The sequence below is a fragment of the Acidaminococcus fermentans DSM 20731 genome, assembly GCF_000025305.1.
Lineage (GTDB): Bacteria > Bacillota > Negativicutes > Acidaminococcales > Acidaminococcaceae > Acidaminococcus > Acidaminococcus fermentans.
The window spans coordinates 389,138-405,946 of sequence record NC_013740.1; the positions used below are offsets into that span (position 1 = coordinate 389,138).

The following is a 16,809-nucleotide window of genomic DNA, read 5'->3' on the forward strand; positions in this document are numbered from 1 at the left end:
CATGAGCAACAGCCCCCTCTTTTTTAAAACATGGTATTGTTGTTTTCTGTTTTTTCCGGGATATCCTGGATCACATCCCAGTGTTCCACGATTTTGCCCTTTTTGATCCGGAAAATGTCCACGGCCGCCTGGCCACGGTCCTGAGCGTTCAGTTTGATATGGTTGTGGATGAATACCAAGTCCCCATCTGCACCCATGTGCTTGATTTCTGCGGTGCTTTCCGGGAATTCCTTCAGGAATCCGGTGATCCCGTCCTTAAAGGCCTGTTTCCCGTCGTTGAAACCAGGGTTGTGCTGGATATAGTGATCGTCCGTCAGTTGGTCAATGACTTCCGGATGGTGTTCATTGAAGATCTGGTTCCAGAAATAGGCAGCCAGTTCTTTGTTGTTCTTGAAATGGGGAGCTGCGCCAGCAACACCCGGCAGCATCCCGCACAGCAGCAGTCCCAGGGACAGGGTGAGTAATTTTTTCTTCAGCATAGTCATACAGCCTCCTTTGTTTTGGTTAGCTTACCATAACTTCTGCAAAAATAAAAGAAGGCACTTTCAGGTAACTCCCTACCCGTGCAGGTATGGGGCTTTCATGATATAATGAAGATTCAATAGAAGATAAGGGGGAAAACTCCATGAAAATGAAATTCACCAAAATGCATGGCTGCGGCAACGATTACGTCTATGTGGACTGTATGGACCGGATGCTGCCCAATCCGGGAAAAATCTCTGAATTCGTCAGCCGCCGTCGTTTTGGCATCGGGTCTGACGGACTCATCTGCATCTGCCCGTCGGACAAGGCGGACTTCCGGATGCGGATGTTCAATGCGGATGCTTCGGAAGGGAAAATGTGCGGGAACGGATCCCGGTGCATTGCCAAATATGTCTATGACAAGGGACTGACCCGGAAGGACACCATCACCCTGGAAACCCTGGGGGGCATCAAGACCATCCATATGACAGTGGAACAGGGAAAAGTGGTGCTGGCGGAAGTGGACATGGGACAGGCGGTTGTCCGGACAGCGGATGTACCCATGGACTGGCCGGAAGAAACCTGTGTGGACCAGCCGGTGGTTTTTGCCGGACCGGACGGGAAAGGATTCACGGTCCGGGGGACGGCGGTCTCCATGGGCAATCCCCACTTTGTCACCTTTGTGGAAGACGTGGAAACGGCGCCGGTGGAAGCTGTGGGCCGGATTATTGAAACCTCTCCGGTATTTCCGGAACGGACCAATGTGGAATTTGTCCAGATCGTGGATGAAAACCATGTAAAGTTCCGGGTCTGGGAGCGGGGCAGCGGAGAAACCTGGGCCTGCGGCACCGGGGCCTGCGCTGTGGGGTATACCTGCGTGACCCTGGGCAAAGCCGGGAAACGGGGGGAATTCCTGAAGGTGGAAGCCAAGGGCGGCATGCTCCAGGTCCGTACGGGAGAAGGGGATGCCATGACCCTGAAGGGACCGGCCACCACGGTTTATGAAGGGGAAATCGAACTTCCGGAAGAACTTTTGGAAGAAAGTTTGAAATAATTGACATTCCTTCAGGGCTACTTTACAATAAATAAAGGTTCCCCATCGGAATACATTGATTTGCATTAAAGGAGAGTACAATATGGCCTTAGTGAATGGAAATTTTGCCAAATTAAAGGAAAGCTATCTGTTTTCGGATATTGCTGCACGGGTCAAGGCTTTTACGGAAGCCCATCCGGACAAAAAACTGATCAAAATGGGTATCGGGGATGTGACGCTGCCCCTGGCTCCTTCCGTTGTGGAAGCCATGACCAAGGCGGTACAGGAAATGGGCCACAAGGAAACCTTCCGGGGTTACGGTCCGGAACAGGGATATGAATTCCTTCACGAAGCCATTGCCAAATACTATGCCCGCCATGGGGTGGAACTGGAAACCAAGGAAATCTTCGTCAGCGACGGGGCCAAAAGCGACTGCGGGAACATTACCGACCTGTTCGATGACAGCAATGTGATCCTGGTTCCGGATCCGGTTTACCCGGTGTATGTGGACACCAATGTGATGCGGGACCGGAAGATCCTGTACATGAACGGGACCCCGGAAAACGATTTCCTGCCCATGCCGGATCCTGCGGTGAAGGCGGACATCATCTATCTGTGTTCCCCCAACAACCCCACCGGGGCAGCCTACAATAAGGAACAGCTGAAGGCCTGGGTGGACTATGCCCTGAAAAATGACGCCATCATCCTGTATGATGCCGCTTACGAAGCCTTCATCACCAATCCGGAAATGCCCCGGAGCATCTATACCATCCCCGGCGCCAAGGACTGCGCCATCGAATTCTGCTCCTTCTCCAAGACCGCAGGATTCACCGGTACCCGCTGCGGCTATACTGTGGTGCCTCTCCAGCTGACCCGGAAATCTCCGGAAGGCAACGAAATGAGCCTGAACAAAATGTGGCTCCGCCGGCAGACCACCAAGTTCAACGGGGTGAACTACATTGTCCAGAGAGGGGCGGAAGCCGCCATGTCTCCCGTAGGCGAAAAGGAATGCGGCGACATGCTGGCCTACTATCGGGAAAATGCCCGGATGATGATGGAAACCTTCGACAAGAAGGGCTACAAATACTACGGCGGTGTGTATTCTCCCTATGTGTGGGTGAAATGCCCCAACGGCATGGGCAGCTGGGAATACTTTGACCATCTGCTGAACGACCTGGCCATTGTGGGGACCCCCGGGGCCGGTTTCGGCACCATGGGCGAAGGATACCTGCGGCTCAGTGCGTTCGGGACCCATGAAGGCACCAAAGAAGCCATGGAACGGATCGAGAAAGACAATATCTGATATACGGAAAGGATGGATTAGATATGAAAAAAATCATCATGATGCTGACGGCCGTCCTGTCTCTGGGCATGGCCAGCCTGGGCTTTGCCAGCCCGGCCAGTGACCTGCTGGCCCAGGAAGAAACCACCACCACCAAGGTGATCAGCCTGATCCAGGGTAAAGGCCAGCTGGCGGAAGTGTCCACCGGTTTCTCTCCGGCCCTCCAGAAGAACTTCAACGCAGCGGCTCTGGCCAACATGAAAAAAGGCGTAACGGAACAGCTGGGGGGCATCAGCAACCTGAAGCTGGTCCGTCTGGACAAATTTGCGGATGCTGACCGTCTGATCTACATCGGGGATGCCAAAAAAGCCCCCAATGTGCAGATGACCTTCGTATTCAGCGTCAAAGGCAAAAAAGCCGAACTCCAGGGTCTGAACCTGATCCCCGTGGAAGTGAAACAGGTAAAGAACAACCAGGCAAAATAAAAACCAAGGGGCTGTTGCGTATGCAGCAGCCCCCTCTTTTTTTTACCGTATCGTCTTCAGTTCCGTCCAGTACTTGTCGTACAGGGTAATGCCGTCGCCGATGTCCCGGAGCCATTCTCCCTCTTTCAGATGGGTGATGGCGGTGTTCAGCATGGGGTCTTCCAGATATTCTTTGGAATGGTATTTCCGTGCATTGCTGTTGGGATCATTGTAGCCGATGGCTTCGTAGTTTTTGGCACTGACTTCCGGATCAAACAGGAAGTTGATGAATTTCTCCGCCAGGGCCTTGTGTTTGGCGCCCTTGGGAATGGCCAGGGTATCCGCCCACACCAGGGTTCCCTCTTTGGGGATCACGAAGCCCAGGTTGGGGTTTTCCCGGTAGCTGAAGGAGGCGTCTCCGGACCACATGGTGCCGATCCAGCCTTCTTCCGCAATGAATTTCTGCTTCAGGCTGTCCGTATCGTAGGCCAGCACGCTGGGAGCCAGTTCTTTCAGGTCCTGGAAGGCTTTGGCCAGCTGGTCCGGATCCGTGGAGTTGTTGGACCAGCCGTTTTTCTTCAGGGCCATGCCGAACACTTCCCGGCTGTCGTTCAGGAGGATCACCCGGCCCTTGTAGGCCGGGTCCCACAGATCGTTCCAGGAGGTGGGCGGTGTTTTTACATATTTCTTGTTGTAGATGATCCCGGTCATGCCCCAGGTGTAGACTACGGAATATTCTCCCCTGGGATCGAACTGGGGGTGCTGGAGGGTATCCATCATGTGTCGGGTGTTGGGGAGGGCATCCTTGTCCAGCTTTTCCAGCATGCCCAGCTTGATCATGGTGGACACCATGTAATCGGAAGGCTGGATCAGATCGTACTGGGCGCCTCCCGCCTGGATCTTGGCCAGCAGTTCCTCGTTGTTGGCGAACACATCGTAGTTGACTCTGCAGTTGTACTTCTTTTCAAAGGCTTTGATCATCTCCGGGTCGAAATTGTCCGCCCAGCTGAAGATATTCAGTACCTGTTTCCCGTCTTCGGCCGGTTTCTTTTCACTGCCGCAGCCGGTGAGGACCAGGAGCAGGGAAACCAGGCAGAGGGCCAGGAGCCAGAAACGCTTTTTCACACAGCATCAGTCCTTTCGGGAAGAATGGTAGCCCTTTTTCTGCAGCAGCTGGGAAATCACCACCAGGGAGACGGTGACCAGCATCATGCAGGTGGACAGGGCGTTGATCTGGGGAGAGATCCCCCGTTTGACCATGGCGTAGATGTACAGAGGCAGGGTGGTGGAATTGGGACCGGCCACAAAGAAGCTGATCACAAAATCATCGATGGACAGGGTGAAAGCCATCAGGGCTCCGGCCACCACCCCGGGCAGGATCATGGGGAAGGTCACATACCGGAAGGCCTGCCAGGGGGTGGCGTACAGATCGCTGGCGGCTTCTTCCAGATCCTGCCGGCAGCCTTCCAGCCGGGCACCTACGGTGATGATCACAAAGGAAATACAGAAGGTGATGTGGGCGATGATCAGGGTGGTCTTTCCCAGGGGAACGCCGGTCTGGGAGAACAGCACCAGCAGGGACAGGCCCATGACGATTTCCGGGATCAGGATGGGCAAGTACAGCAGGCTGTTGATGAGGATTTTGCATTTGTACTGGTACCGGTGGAGGGCCAGAGCCGCCAGGGTCCCCATGACGGTGGTGACCGCCGTGGTGATGGAGGCGATGAGCAGGCTGTTTTCCAGGGCTTCCAGCACCCGGTCGTTCTGGAGCAGGGATACATACCATTTCAGGGTGAACCCGGTCCAGACCGCATTGATCCGGGAATCGTTGAAGGAATACAGGGACAGGATCAGCAGAGGCAGGTACAAAAAGGCCAGGATGGCCAGGGAATAGGCCAGGAGGGTGGCGTTACGCCAGCTTTTCTGCATGGGATTTCCCTCCTTTCTGGGCTTCCAGGGCTTTGTAGTACAGGACGATCATCACCAGGGACAGCAGCGCCAGGATGATGGACAGGGCGGAACCGAAGGGCCAGTCCCGGGCAGCCAGGAACTGATTCTGGATCACGTTCCCCATAAGGGCGCTTTTGGCACCGCCCATGATGTCCGGCACCACGAACATTCCCAGGGAGGAGATGAACACCAGGATGGAGCCGGCGGCCACTCCCGGCAGGGTAAGGGGAAGGGTAATCTTCCGGAAAGCGGTGAAGGGAGCGGCCCCCAGGTCGCTGGCCGCTTCCAGCAGCCGTTTGTCCATCTGTTCCAGGGAAACGTAGATGGGCAGCACCATAAAGGGCAGCAGGGCATACACCATTCCCAGCATTACCGCATAATTGTTGTAGAGAAGGCTCATGGGCACCTGGATCACTCCCAGGTGGAGGAGGAAGGTGTTCACCAGCCCCTGGGCCCGGAGAATGATCACCCAGGAATAGGACCGGATCAGGAAATTGATCCAGAAGGGGATCATCACCAGGATGATCCCGGCCTGCTGCCATTTCTTGGGAAGCACCATGGCAATGGTGTAGGCCACCGGATATCCCATGGCAAAGGTGAACAGGGTGGTGATCAGGGCCGTGGCCAGGGTGGACACGAAAATGGTCAGGTACAGGGGTTCCAGGAACCGGGCATAATTTTCCAGGGTCCAATGGAACACCACCTGGCCGTAGGCGGTGCGGGAGGCAAAGGAGACGCCCACCACGATTAGGAGCGGCAGGGCAAAGAACAGCCCCAGCCACACCATGGACGGCAGCACCAGCATCTTCCCCCGCTTCATTTCGTCACCTGGACGCCGTCTTTGGCATCCCAGCTGATGGCCACCCGGTCATCCACTTCCCACTTCCGGTATTCATCATAATATTGGTAGGCTGTGATGGTTTCCCGGGTGGCGTCCAGCCGGATGAACAGTTTGTCCAGGGTGCCGCAGAACTGGATCTGTTCGATGGTTCCGGTATGGACGGGCCGGCTTTCTTCCGCCGGGACTTCGTCCAGGGAACGGACATTGATAAACTGGGGCCGCACGGCCATCAGCCGGCTGTCATCCCCGGGGATGGGGAAGAAATTGTTTTCCCCGATGAACCCGGCGGCAAAGCGGCTCCGGGGATACTGGTAGATCCGGGCCGGGGGATCGTCCTGCTCGATGCGGCCGCCGTTGACAATGATGACCCGGTCGCTCATGGTCAGGGCTTCTTCCTGGTCGTGGGTCACGTAGATGAAGGTAATGCCCAGCCGCTGCTGGAGGTTCTTCAGTTCCAGCTGCATGGTCTTCCGCAGTTTATAATCCAGGGCTCCCAGAGGTTCGTCCAGCAGCAGGACCTTGGGATTGTTCACCAGGGCCCGGGCTATGGCCACCCGCTGCTGCTGCCCGCCGCTCATCTGCTGGGGTTTCCGGTACCGGAGCTCTTCCAGCTGGGTCAGCTGGAGCACTTCGGCCACCCGTTTCTGCTGTTCCTTCCGGGGCACTTTTTTCATCATCAGGCCGAAGCGGATATTCTCTTCCACAGTCATGTGGGGGAAGAGGGCATAGTGCTGGAACACCATGTTCACATTCCGCTTATAGGGGGCCAGATGGGTCACGTCTTCATTATCCAAAAAAATATGGCCCGCCGTAGGCGTTTCCAGACCGGCGATCATGCGCAGCATGGTGGTTTTCCCACAGCCGGAAGGGCCTAAGAGGGTCACGAATTCCCCGTCATAGATTGTCAGGTTCAGGGTAGGGATGATCAGGTTGTCTTCGAATTCCTTGGTGATTCCAACCAGACGGATCATTTCTTTCATCTTTGATTCTCACGACCTTTCTGCAGTTTGCAATTTAATTATTATAGCATGTTTCCCCGTTGAGGAATACAGAAAAAACAGCGAATTGTCCAGAGAAAAACTCATGAAAGAAAGGAAAAAACTTGCTTTTTTCCGTTTTTCGTAGTATACTAGCAAGGCTGAATGTGAATTTGGCACTACCGCCCGGAGAGGTTTCCCAAAAACTCCGGAAGGAGTTACCGTATTCGGCGAGTCTTGAAATGAGGGAGGTGCAGAATATGTACGCTATTATCCGTACAGGTGGCAAACAGTACCGCGTCAGCGAAGGCGATGTACTGAACGTTGAAAAACTGAACGTTGAAGAAGGCCAGGAAGTCGTTTTTGACGAAGTTCTGACTGTTGTCAACGATGGCGATGTGAAAGTAGGGGCTCCTACCGTAGCCGGCGCCAAGGTAACCGCCAAGGTTGCCAAACAGGGCAAAGCCGATAAGATCTTTGTTTTCAAATACAGAGCAAAATCCAACTATCGGAAACGCCAGGGTCATCGTCAGCCGTTCACCCAGGTTGAAATCACTTCTATCGAAGCCTAAGCCATGATTGCCGTAGATATCTACTACAACAGACATGGCAGAATCAGACGGTACAGAGTGTCGGGGCATGCAGAGTACAATCCGGAAGGGTTCGACGAAGTGTGCTACGCTGTATCGCTGAATACCCAGGTGGCCGCCAATGGCCTCAATGAAGTCCTTCACCGGAAGGTGGACTACTCCATTGACCAGGAAGACGGCAGCCTGGCAGTAAGACTGGTGGATGAGCCTGATGCAAAGACGGATGCAGTGCTGAAGACTATGGTCTGCGGCCTGCGCCATCTGCAGAAGACCTATTCCCAGGATTATCTCATGATCAAGGAACACAGGAGGTGAACATCGTGTTCGAATTAATCCTTCAATTACACGCTCATAAGAAAGGGTCCGGTTCTACCCACAACGGCCGTGATTCCAACGCACAGCGCATGGGGACCAAAGCCCATGACGGTCAGCTGGTAACCGCAGGTTCCATCATCGTCCGTCAGCGCGGCACCCGTTTCCATATGGGCCAGAACGTTGGCATGGGCAAGGACTACACCATCTATGCGAAAGTGGCCGGCAAGGTTGCTTTTGAAAGATGGGGCAAGGACCGCCGTACCATCAGCGTTTATCCGGTGGAAGCCGAAGCTTAAAGACCAGAAGGGCTGTCGCTTTGCGGCAGCTCTTTTTTTTCTGTCCAACAGGAGGGAAAGATGGAGGAAGCCATGCGGGAACAGGTGCGGGCCTTTGCCGCCCGGGGCCTGGAAAGCCTGGAACAGGAAGATCTGCCGGACGCACGGGGGAACCTGGTGCTCACCTGTGAGGCCCTTCGGGACCGGAAGGGAGCGGAGACCTGCTGCAGCCGGGAGGAAATGGAAGCACTGGACCGGGTGCTCCGGGAACTGGAAGCCTTCCCCAAACTGGCGGCCAATGCGGGGGATTCCCTGCTGGATCTGGAAGGGGTCCGGTGCTATGGAGCCGGCCGATTCCTGATCTTCTACCGGTACAATTCCAATTACGGTCTGGTCACGGTGATCCGGCTGGCCCTGGACCATCCGGAATGGAACGGGCTGATCCGGGACGGGAAAAAATTCCATTAAAAGTTTCACGGAAAATTCACATATACAATTGGCGAAAAACCGTATTATATGATATAATTATCGTCCATGAAGTTTGCAAAAGCAGGATTATATAGGTTTCGCGAGTGCTCAGTGGTTGGACATCGCGTTCCCGCTCAAGTGAGGAGAGGAGCACGAAATGCTGACTGAGAGACATTGCAGGATACAAGGCTGATCAATCTTGATTGTGTTGACTGCCTTGTTTTTTTTGTGTAATAGATTTCTTGGTACTTTCTTCGAATACCTGCCTAGAGAAAAGGAGTGAGAGACCACATGTTTAAGCCGGTACATAATGGCGACCGCATCCGGTACAGTTATGCTCGGATCAAAGAAGTCCTGAAGATGCCTCATTTGATCGACCTGCAGAGAAAATCTTATGAGTGGTTCATAAGAGAAGGACTGCACGACGTTTTCAAAGACGTTTCTCCCATCAAGGATTTTACGGACAACCTGGAACTGAGTTTTGAAAACTTCACCATCGGGGATCCCAAATACGATATCGAGACCTGCAAGGAAAAGGACGCCACCTATGCGGCTCCTTTGAATGTGGACGTCCGTCTGCTGTACAAAGATACGGGCGAAATCAAGGAATCCACCGTATTCATGGGGGACTTCCCCCTGATGACCGATACCGGTACCTTCGTGATCAACGGGGCGGAACGGGTCATCGTCAGCCAGCTGGTCCGTTCTCCCGGTGTGTATTATGCCAAAGACATGGATCCCATGGGGAAATTTCTCTACGGGACCACGGTCATCCCCAACCGGGGTGCCTGGATCGAATATGAAACCGATCTGAACGACATCATCTATGCCCGTGTGGACCGGACCCGGAAACTGCCGGCAACGGCATTGCTCCGTGTCATGGGGCTGCCCACCAACGATGACATCATCCAGACCTTCGGGGAACATCCTTTCCTGATGGCTACCCTGGCCAAGGATACCACCAAGAACGAAGAAGATGCCCTGCTGGAAATCTACCGGAAACTCCGTCCGGGCGAACCGGCCAACCTGGAAAACGCCGCCCAGCTGATCAAGAACATCTTCTCCGACAACCGGCGGTATGACCTGGCCAATGTGGGCCGGTACAAGGTCAACAAGAAACTGGGCTGGCGCCAGCGCCTGCTGGGCAAAGAACTGACTTCTCCCATTGCCTTCGAAAATCCCGACGGCACCCGGGGCGAAGTGGTCCTGCCGGCCGGCACCATCATCGGTGATGAAGAAATCGACAAAATTGAACAAAGCGGCATCTACAGCCAGCCCGGCTATGCGGAAGTCTGGGTGAAATATCAGGAAAAACCGGAACAGATGATCGTGACCAAGGACATCGATTCTTCCGTCCGGGTGATCACCCCTGCTGACGTAATCGCTTCCTTTGCTTACCTGCTGAACGTAATCGACGGCATGGAAGGCAAGGACGATATCGACCACCTGGGCAACCGGCGTGTCCGCTGCGTAGGGGAACTGCTCCAGAACCAGTTCCGGATCGGTCTGAGCCGTATGGAACGGGTGATCCGGGAACGGATGACCCTCCAGGATGCCGATGTGATCACGCCCCAGGCTCTGATCAACATCCGTCCGGTGGTGGCCGCCGTGAAGGAATTCTTCGGCAGCAGCCAGCTGTCCCAGTTCATGGACCAGAACAACCCTCTGGCTGAACTGACCCACAAACGCCGTCTGTCCGCTCTGGGGCCCGGCGGTCTGTCCCGGGAAAGAGCCGGTTACGAAGTCCGTGACGTGCACGTTTCCCACTACGGCCGTATGTGTCCTATTGAAACCCCTGAAGGTCCGAACATCGGTCTGATCGGGTCTCTGGCCGCCTACGGGGTGGTGAACCGGTACGGCTTCATCGAAACTCCTTACCGGAAAGTGGACAAGAAGACCGGCAAGGTCACCAACGAAATCGTCTACATGACTGCGGACGAAGAAGACAACTACATCGTGGCACAGGCCAACGAACCCCTGAACGATGACGGGACCTTCGTGAACTCCCACGTAACCTGCCGGGAACGGAACGACGTACTGTCCATTCCTCCCAGCCGGGTGGACTTCATGGACGTATCCCCGAAACAGGTTATGTCCATCGCCGCCGCTCTGATTCCTTTCCTGGAAAACGACGACGCCAACCGGGCTCTGATGGGTGCCAACATGCAGCGGCAGGCAGTGCCTCTGCTGAACCCCAAGGCTCCTGTGGTGGGGACCGGGATGGAATACAAGGTGGCTGTGGACTCCGGTGTCTGCATCCTGGCCAAACACGCCGGGACGGTGAAATACGTCAGCGGCGACAAGATCATCGTGACCCGTGCCGACGGTGCCGGTATTGATGAATACAACGTACTGAAATTCAAACGCTCCAACCAGAGCACCTGCGTGAACCAGCGTCCCATCGTCTTCAAGGGCGACAAGGTGGAAGAAGGCCAGGTACTGGCTGACGGTCCTGCCACCGATCACGGCGAACTGGCCCTGGGCCGCAATGCCATTGCCGCCTACATGCCCTGGGAAGGCTACAACTATGAAGACGCCGTACTGCTCAGTGAAGACCTGGTGAAGGAAGACGTTTTCACTTCCATCCATATTGAAGAATACAACTGCGACGCCCGGGATACCAAACTGGGGCCTGAAGAAATCACCCGGGATATCCCCAACGTTTCGGAAGAAGCCCTGAAGGACCTGGATGAAGACGGGATCATCCGCATCGGTGCGGAAGTCCGTCCCGGGGACATCCTGGTAGGGAAAGTCACCCCCAAAGGGGAAACGGAACTGAGCGCGGAAGAACGGCTGATCCGGGCCATCTTTGCCGAAAAGGCACGGGAAGTCCGGGACAGCTCCCTGCGGGTACCCCATGGGGAATCCGGGATCATCGTCAGCGTACAGATCTTCACCCGTGAAAACGGCGACGAACTGCCCCCTGGCGTAAGCAAACAGGTCCGTGTCCACATTGTCCAGAAACGGAAGATCAGCGAAGGGGACAAGATGGCAGGCCGTCACGGGAACAAGGGTGTCGTTTCCCGGATCATGCCCCGGGAAGACATGCCTTTCCTGCCCAACGGCGAACCGGTCCAGATCGTACTGAACCCTCTGGGCGTACCTTCCCGTATGAACATCGGGCAGATCCTGGAAGCCCATCTGGGCTGGGCTGCCTGTGCACTGGGCATGCGGATCGAATCCGGAGACCCGAAACTGGCCGGCGAACTGAAGGAAGCCGGTTACGATGTGGATAAATACGGCATGCCGGAAACCGTTGATCATGCGGTTCCTGTGGCTGTGCCCGTGTTCGATTCCGCACGGGAAGACGATATGGAAAAGACCCTGCAGCTGGCCGGTGTGGATCCCAGCGGGAAGACCACTCTGTACGACGGCCGTACCGGGGAACCCTTCGACAACCCGGTTACCGTAGGCTGCATCTACTACCTGAAGCTCCACCATCTGGTTGCTGATAAGATCCATGCCCGTTCCACCGGTCCGTACTCCCTGGTTACCCAGCAGCCTCTGGGTGGTAAAGCCCAGTTCGGCGGACAGAGATTCGGGGAAATGGAAGTGTGGGCCCTGGAAGCATACGGGGCTGCCTACACCCTGCAGGAAATCCTCACCGTGAAGTCCGATGACGTGGTGGGCCGTGTGAAGGCTTACGAAGCCATCGTGAAGGGCGAAAACATCCCTGAACCGGGTGTGCCTGAATCCTTCAAGGTGCTGGTGAAAGAAATGCAGAGCATCGGTCTGGACATCCAGGTGCTGGATGAAGACGATGATGAAATCGATCTGGACGATGAAGACGAAGATATCGGAATGGGCGACATCGCCAGAGAGCTGGATATGGACATGGCCAACAAGGCTCCCCATACCGCAGCCAATGTGGGCGAAGAACACCCGGAACAAAACAGCGGTGAAGAACTGAGCCCGGATGAAGACCAGCCGGAAGGCAGCGACTTCGACGTGATTGCCGATATCGGGAACATGAGTCTGGATGATTCCCATGATGATGGCGATGACAACGGGTCTGATGCAGAGTAGGAAGGAGTGAGCGCTCTTGTTGGACGTAAATAAATTTCATTCTATGAGAATCGGTCTGGCCTCCCCGGAGAAGATCAGAGCCTGGTCCCACGGGGAAGTGACCAAACCGGAAACCATCAACTATAGAACCCTGAAACCGGAACGGGACGGTCTGTTCTGCGAACGGATCTTTGGGCCCACCAAGGACTGGGAATGCCACTGCGGCAAGTACAAACGCATCCGTTACAAGGGCGTTGTCTGCGACAAATGCGGCGTGGAAGTCACCCGCTCCAAGGTCCGCCGTGACCGTATGGGCTCCATCGAACTGGCTGCTCCCGTATCCCACATCTGGTATTTCAAGGGGATTCCCTGCCGGATGGGGGCCATCCTGGACATCGGCCAGAGAGCCCTGGAAAAAGTCCTGTACTTTGCCAGCTACATCGTCCTGGATCCCGGTGACACCAACCTGACCAAGAAACAGCTGCTCACCGAAGCGGAATACCAGGAAAAACTGGATGAATACGGTCCCACCTTCCGGGTTGGCATGGGTGCAGAAGCCATCAAGGAACTGCTCCATGAAATCAACGTGGAAGAACTGACCAAAGAACTGCGGGCTGCCCTGAAGACCGAAACCAGCCTCCAGAAGAGACGGAACATTGTCCGCCGTCTGGATGTGTGCGAAGCCTTCCTGAAGAGCGGCAACAAGCCGGAATGGATGATCATGGACGTGATCCCGGTCATCCCTCCCGACCTGCGCCCCATGGTCCAGCTGGACGGCGGCCGTTTCGCCACCAGTGACCTGAACGACCTGTACCGCCGGGTCATCAACCGGAACAACCGTCTGAAACGGCTCCAGGAACTCCAGGCTCCGGACATCATCGTCCGGAACGAAAAACGGATGCTCCAGGAAGCCGTAGATGCCCTGATCGACAACGGCCGCCGCGGCCGTGCCGTAACGGGTCCCGGCACCCGTCCTCTGAAATCCCTGTCCGATATGCTGAAAGGGAAGCAGGGCCGTTTCCGTCAGAACCTGCTGGGGAAACGGGTTGACTACTCCGGCCGTAGCGTAATCGTGGTAGGGCCTGAAATGAAGATGCACCAGTGCGGCCTGCCGAAAGAAATGGCACTGGAACTGTTCAAGCCCTTTGTGATGAAGCGCCTGGTGGAAACCGGCGCCGCCACCAACATCAAGAGCGCCAAACGGATGGTGGAACGGGCCACCAATGCCGTATGGGATGTACTGGAAGATGTCATCAAAGAACATCCTGTACTGCTGAACCGTGCTCCGACCCTGCACAGACTGGGCATCCAGGCCTTCGAACCGATCCTGTCCGAAGGCCGGGCCATCAAGCTGCATCCTCTGGTCTGCACCCCCTACAACGCCGACTTCGATGGGGACCAGATGGCTGTCCATCTGCCCCTGTCCGCTGAAGCCCAGGCCGAAGCCCGGGTGCTGATGATGTCCGTCAACAACATCCTGGCACCCAAAGACGGGAAACCCATTACCGTTCCTACCCAGGATATGGTTCTGGGGGCCTACTACCTGACCATCTTCAAGGATGGAGCCAAAGGCGAAGGCCGCCGGTTCATCAGCTTTGACGAAGCCCGTCTGGCTTATTTCAACCATGTGATCGACCTCCAGGCCCGGATCAAGGTGAAGGTTCCCAATGCGGAAATCTTCCCGGAACCCTCCGACCAGGGCGAAAGCCTGGTGACCACCTCCATGGGCAACATTATCTACAACTGCGAACTGCCTGTGGAAATGCGGTATTATTCCAAGCAGGAAGACGGCACCTGGCTGCTGGGCAAACTGATCGACAAGAAGGAACTGGGCCGCCTGGTTGCCAAAGCCCACAAACTGTACGGCAACTTCGGTACTGCCCGGGTCCTGGATATCGTCAAGAAGCTGGGCTATGACAACGCCTGCAAATCCGGTCTGTCCATCGCCGCTTCCGATATCAAGATCCCGAAAGAAAAGGCTTCCATCCTGGCCGCCGCTGAAAAGCAGGTCGACAAAGTGGAAACCATCTTCAACCGCGGTCTCATGAGTGATGACGAACGGTACCGCAAGGTCATCGCCATCTGGGACAAAGCCACCGAAGACGTGGCCAACGCCCTGATGAAACACACCATGGACCCCTTCAACCCTGTATACATGATGGCCAACTCTGGTGCCCGTGGTAACGTGCAGCAGATCCGTCAGCTGGCCGGTATGCGTGGTCTGATGGCTGACCCTTCCGGCCGGATCATCGACCGACCCATCAAATCCAACTTCCGTGAAGGCCTGACCATTCTGGAATACTTCATTTCTTCCCACGGTGCCCGGAAAGGTCTGACCGATACCGCACTGCGTACCGCTGACTCCGGTTACCTGACCCGCCGTCTGGTAGACGTGGCCCAGGACGTTATCGTCCGGGAAGACGACTGCGACGTGACCGGCATGAATCTGGTCCGGGAACGGGCACGGTTCTGCAAAGCCGTCCTGGGTTCCAGCCAGCATAAACTGAAGGACTATGCCATTGGCCGTACCCTGGCTGCCAGCGTGATGGATCCGGAAGGGGATTCCATCCTGGCCGAAGCCGATACGGTGGTGACGGAAGAAGTGTACGACCGTCTCATGGCCGCCCATATCCTGGAAATCAGCCTGTATCCGGCTGACGAGGAAAGCGGCGAAGAACCGGAAACTCTGGCCATCAACGTGCCGGAAGACAAAGTCAAGGCTGCCTTCCGGGAACACATGACCCATCACTTCCTGGACAAACAGGTGGAAGAAGACATTGTCAACGAAAAGGATGAAGTCCTGGCCAAAGCCGGCGACAAGTTCACCGCTGACGTGATCGAAAAGATCCTGGAAGACGGGACTGTGAAGGAACTGAAAATCCGGAACAACGAAGTGGATGGTGTCTATGTGGAAGCCATCACCTCCGGCAAAAACAAGAGCACGGTGCTGGAATCTCTCCGTGACCGTCTGGTGGGCCGTACCCTGGCCGAAGACATTGCTGACAAAGACGGCAAGGTCATCTACCATATCAACGACTACATCACCGAAGACATGGCCGATGTGATCGCTGACCTGCGGGAAAAAGTGAAGATCCGTTCCGTACTGACCTGCAAATCCCACTTTGGGGTCTGCCGTGCCTGCTACGGCCGCAACCTGGCCACCGCCAAGAAGGTGGAAGTGGGCGAAGCCGTCGGCACCATCGCTGCCCAGGCCATCGGCGAACCGGGTACCCAGCTGACCATGAGAACCTTCCACACCGGCGGTGTTGCCGGTGCTGACGATATCACCCAGGGTCTTCCCCGTGTCGAAGAACTGTTCGAAGCACGGAAACCGAAACATCCTGGTATCCTGACCGAAGTGGCCGGGACTGTGGATATCCAGGAAAAGGACGAAGGCCGTTTTGTGGTCATCCGCAAGGAAGATGGTACGGAAGAATCCTACCATATTCCGTATGGTGCCAAGATCCATGTGGCAGAAGGGGACAAAGTGGAAGTGGGCGACCGGCTCACCGAAGGTTCCCTGAACCCCCACGACATCCTGCGGATTTCCGGTCCTGCCGCCACCCGGCATTATCTGGTGCAGCAGGTTCTGGGCGTTTACAAATCCCAGGGCGTGGAAATCAACGACAAACACGTGGAAGTCATGGTCCGTCAGATGATGCGGAAGTACAAGATCGACGAAGCCGGCGACACCAACATGCTGCCGGGCTCCGTAGTGGATATCGCCCAGTTTGAAGACGAAAATGATGAAGTCCTGGCCGAAGGGAAACAGCCGGCTACCGGCCATCCCATCCTGCTGGGGATCACCAAGGCTTCTCTGGCCACCGATTCCTTCCTGTCCGCCGCTTCCTTCCAGGAAACCACCCGGAACCTTACCGATGCCGCCATCAAGGGCAAGGTGGATCCGCTGCTGGGCCTGAAAGAAAACGTTATCATCGGGAAACTGATCCCGGCTGGTACGGGCATGCCCAAGTACCGGAACATCCAGCTGAAGATCCATCGTCCGGCAGAAGCCGCCGAGGAAGCTCCCGCTGTGACATCCGAAGCCCCTGCCGCAGAAGCTCCTGCTGCAGAAGCACCGGTGGAAGAATAAACAATACAAAAGAAGAGAGTGTTGCACGAAACGTGCAACACTCTCTTCTTTTGT

14 protein-coding genes are annotated in these 16,809 nt (G+C 55.7%); 9 read left to right on the plus strand and 5 right to left on the minus strand.

Annotated elements, in window-relative coordinates:
- Positions 1-23 precede the first annotated feature (23 nt).
- Positions 24-479 (minus strand): nuclear transport factor 2 family protein, encoded by a 456-nt coding sequence (locus tag ACFER_RS01755; RefSeq protein WP_012937727.1) that lies wholly within the window; start codon positions 477-479, stop codon positions 24-26.
- A gap of 152 nt (positions 480-631) precedes the next feature.
- Here ACFER_RS01755 and dapF point away from each other — a divergent pair, with 152 nt between their 5' ends.
- The 3 genes from dapF (at position 632) to ACFER_RS01770 (ending at position 3,262) form a co-directional block, all read left to right on the plus strand.
- Positions 632-1,516, plus strand: coding sequence for a diaminopimelate epimerase (gene dapF, locus ACFER_RS01760; RefSeq protein ID WP_041666351.1), 885 nt, complete (start codon positions 632-634; stop codon positions 1,514-1,516).
- An 82-nt stretch (positions 1,517-1,598) separates the two neighbouring features.
- Positions 1,599-2,798 carry an LL-diaminopimelate aminotransferase gene (locus ACFER_RS01765; protein ID WP_012937729.1) on the plus strand — a complete coding sequence of 400 codons (1,200 nt, stop codon included), beginning with the start codon at positions 1,599-1,601 and terminating at the stop codon, positions 2,796-2,798.
- 23 nt (positions 2,799-2,821) lie between these two features.
- Positions 2,822-3,262: a hypothetical protein gene (locus ACFER_RS01770; protein ID WP_012937730.1), complete on the plus strand. Its 441-nt coding sequence runs from the start codon at positions 2,822-2,824 to the stop codon at positions 3,260-3,262.
- Between the two features lie 42 nt (positions 3,263-3,304).
- Here ACFER_RS01770 and ACFER_RS01775 read toward each other — a convergent pair whose 3' ends face one another.
- Genes ACFER_RS01775 through ACFER_RS01790 form a run of 4 tightly spaced genes read right to left on the minus strand, consistent with a single transcriptional unit; the run spans position 3,305 to position 7,012 of the window.
- Positions 3,305-4,366 (minus strand): polyamine ABC transporter substrate-binding protein, encoded by a 1,062-nt coding sequence (locus ACFER_RS01775; protein ID WP_012937731.1) that lies wholly within the window; start codon positions 4,364-4,366, stop codon positions 3,305-3,307.
- Between the two features lie 6 nt (positions 4,367-4,372).
- On the minus strand, positions 4,373-5,170 hold the full coding sequence (locus ACFER_RS01780) for an ABC transporter permease (protein WP_012937732.1): 798 nt from the start codon (positions 5,168-5,170) through the stop codon (positions 4,373-4,375).
- Complete coding sequence (locus tag ACFER_RS01785; RefSeq protein ID WP_012937733.1) at positions 5,151-6,011, minus strand: ABC transporter permease; 861 nt, start codon at positions 6,009-6,011, stop codon at positions 5,151-5,153. The genes ACFER_RS01780 and ACFER_RS01785 overlap by 20 nt, the downstream gene beginning before the upstream one ends.
- Positions 6,008-7,012 (minus strand): ABC transporter ATP-binding protein, encoded by a 1,005-nt coding sequence (locus ACFER_RS01790; RefSeq protein ID WP_012937734.1) that lies wholly within the window; start codon positions 7,010-7,012, stop codon positions 6,008-6,010. The genes ACFER_RS01785 and ACFER_RS01790 overlap by 4 nt, the downstream gene beginning before the upstream one ends.
- Positions 7,013-7,269: 257 nt before the next feature.
- Here ACFER_RS01790 and rplU point away from each other — a divergent pair, with 257 nt between their 5' ends.
- The 6 genes from rplU to rpoC all read left to right on the plus strand — a co-directional run bounded on the left by rplU (position 7,270) and on the right by rpoC (position 16,755).
- Complete coding sequence (gene rplU / locus ACFER_RS01795; protein ID WP_012937735.1) at positions 7,270-7,581, plus strand: 50S ribosomal protein L21; 312 nt, start codon at positions 7,270-7,272, stop codon at positions 7,579-7,581.
- 3 nt (positions 7,582-7,584) lie between these two features.
- Positions 7,585-7,914, plus strand: coding sequence for a ribosomal-processing cysteine protease Prp (locus ACFER_RS01800; protein WP_012937736.1), 330 nt, complete (start codon positions 7,585-7,587; stop codon positions 7,912-7,914).
- A gap of 5 nt (positions 7,915-7,919) precedes the next feature.
- Complete coding sequence (gene rpmA / locus ACFER_RS01805) at positions 7,920-8,210, plus strand: 50S ribosomal protein L27 (RefSeq protein WP_012937737.1); 291 nt, start codon at positions 7,920-7,922, stop codon at positions 8,208-8,210.
- 60 nt (positions 8,211-8,270) lie between these two features.
- Positions 8,271-8,657, plus strand: coding sequence for a hypothetical protein (locus ACFER_RS01810; RefSeq protein WP_012937738.1), 387 nt, complete (start codon positions 8,271-8,273; stop codon positions 8,655-8,657).
- Between the two features lie 291 nt (positions 8,658-8,948).
- The gene (gene rpoB, locus ACFER_RS01815; RefSeq protein WP_012937739.1) at positions 8,949-12,683 is read left to right on the plus strand and encodes a DNA-directed RNA polymerase subunit beta; all 3,735 of its coding nucleotides are present in this window, start codon (positions 8,949-8,951) and stop codon (positions 12,681-12,683) included.
- 16 nt (positions 12,684-12,699) lie between these two features.
- Positions 12,700-16,755, plus strand: a complete 4,056-nt coding sequence (gene rpoC / locus ACFER_RS01820) for a DNA-directed RNA polymerase subunit beta' (RefSeq protein ID WP_012937740.1) — start codon at positions 12,700-12,702, stop codon at positions 16,753-16,755.
- Positions 16,756-16,809: the final 54 nt, after the last annotated feature.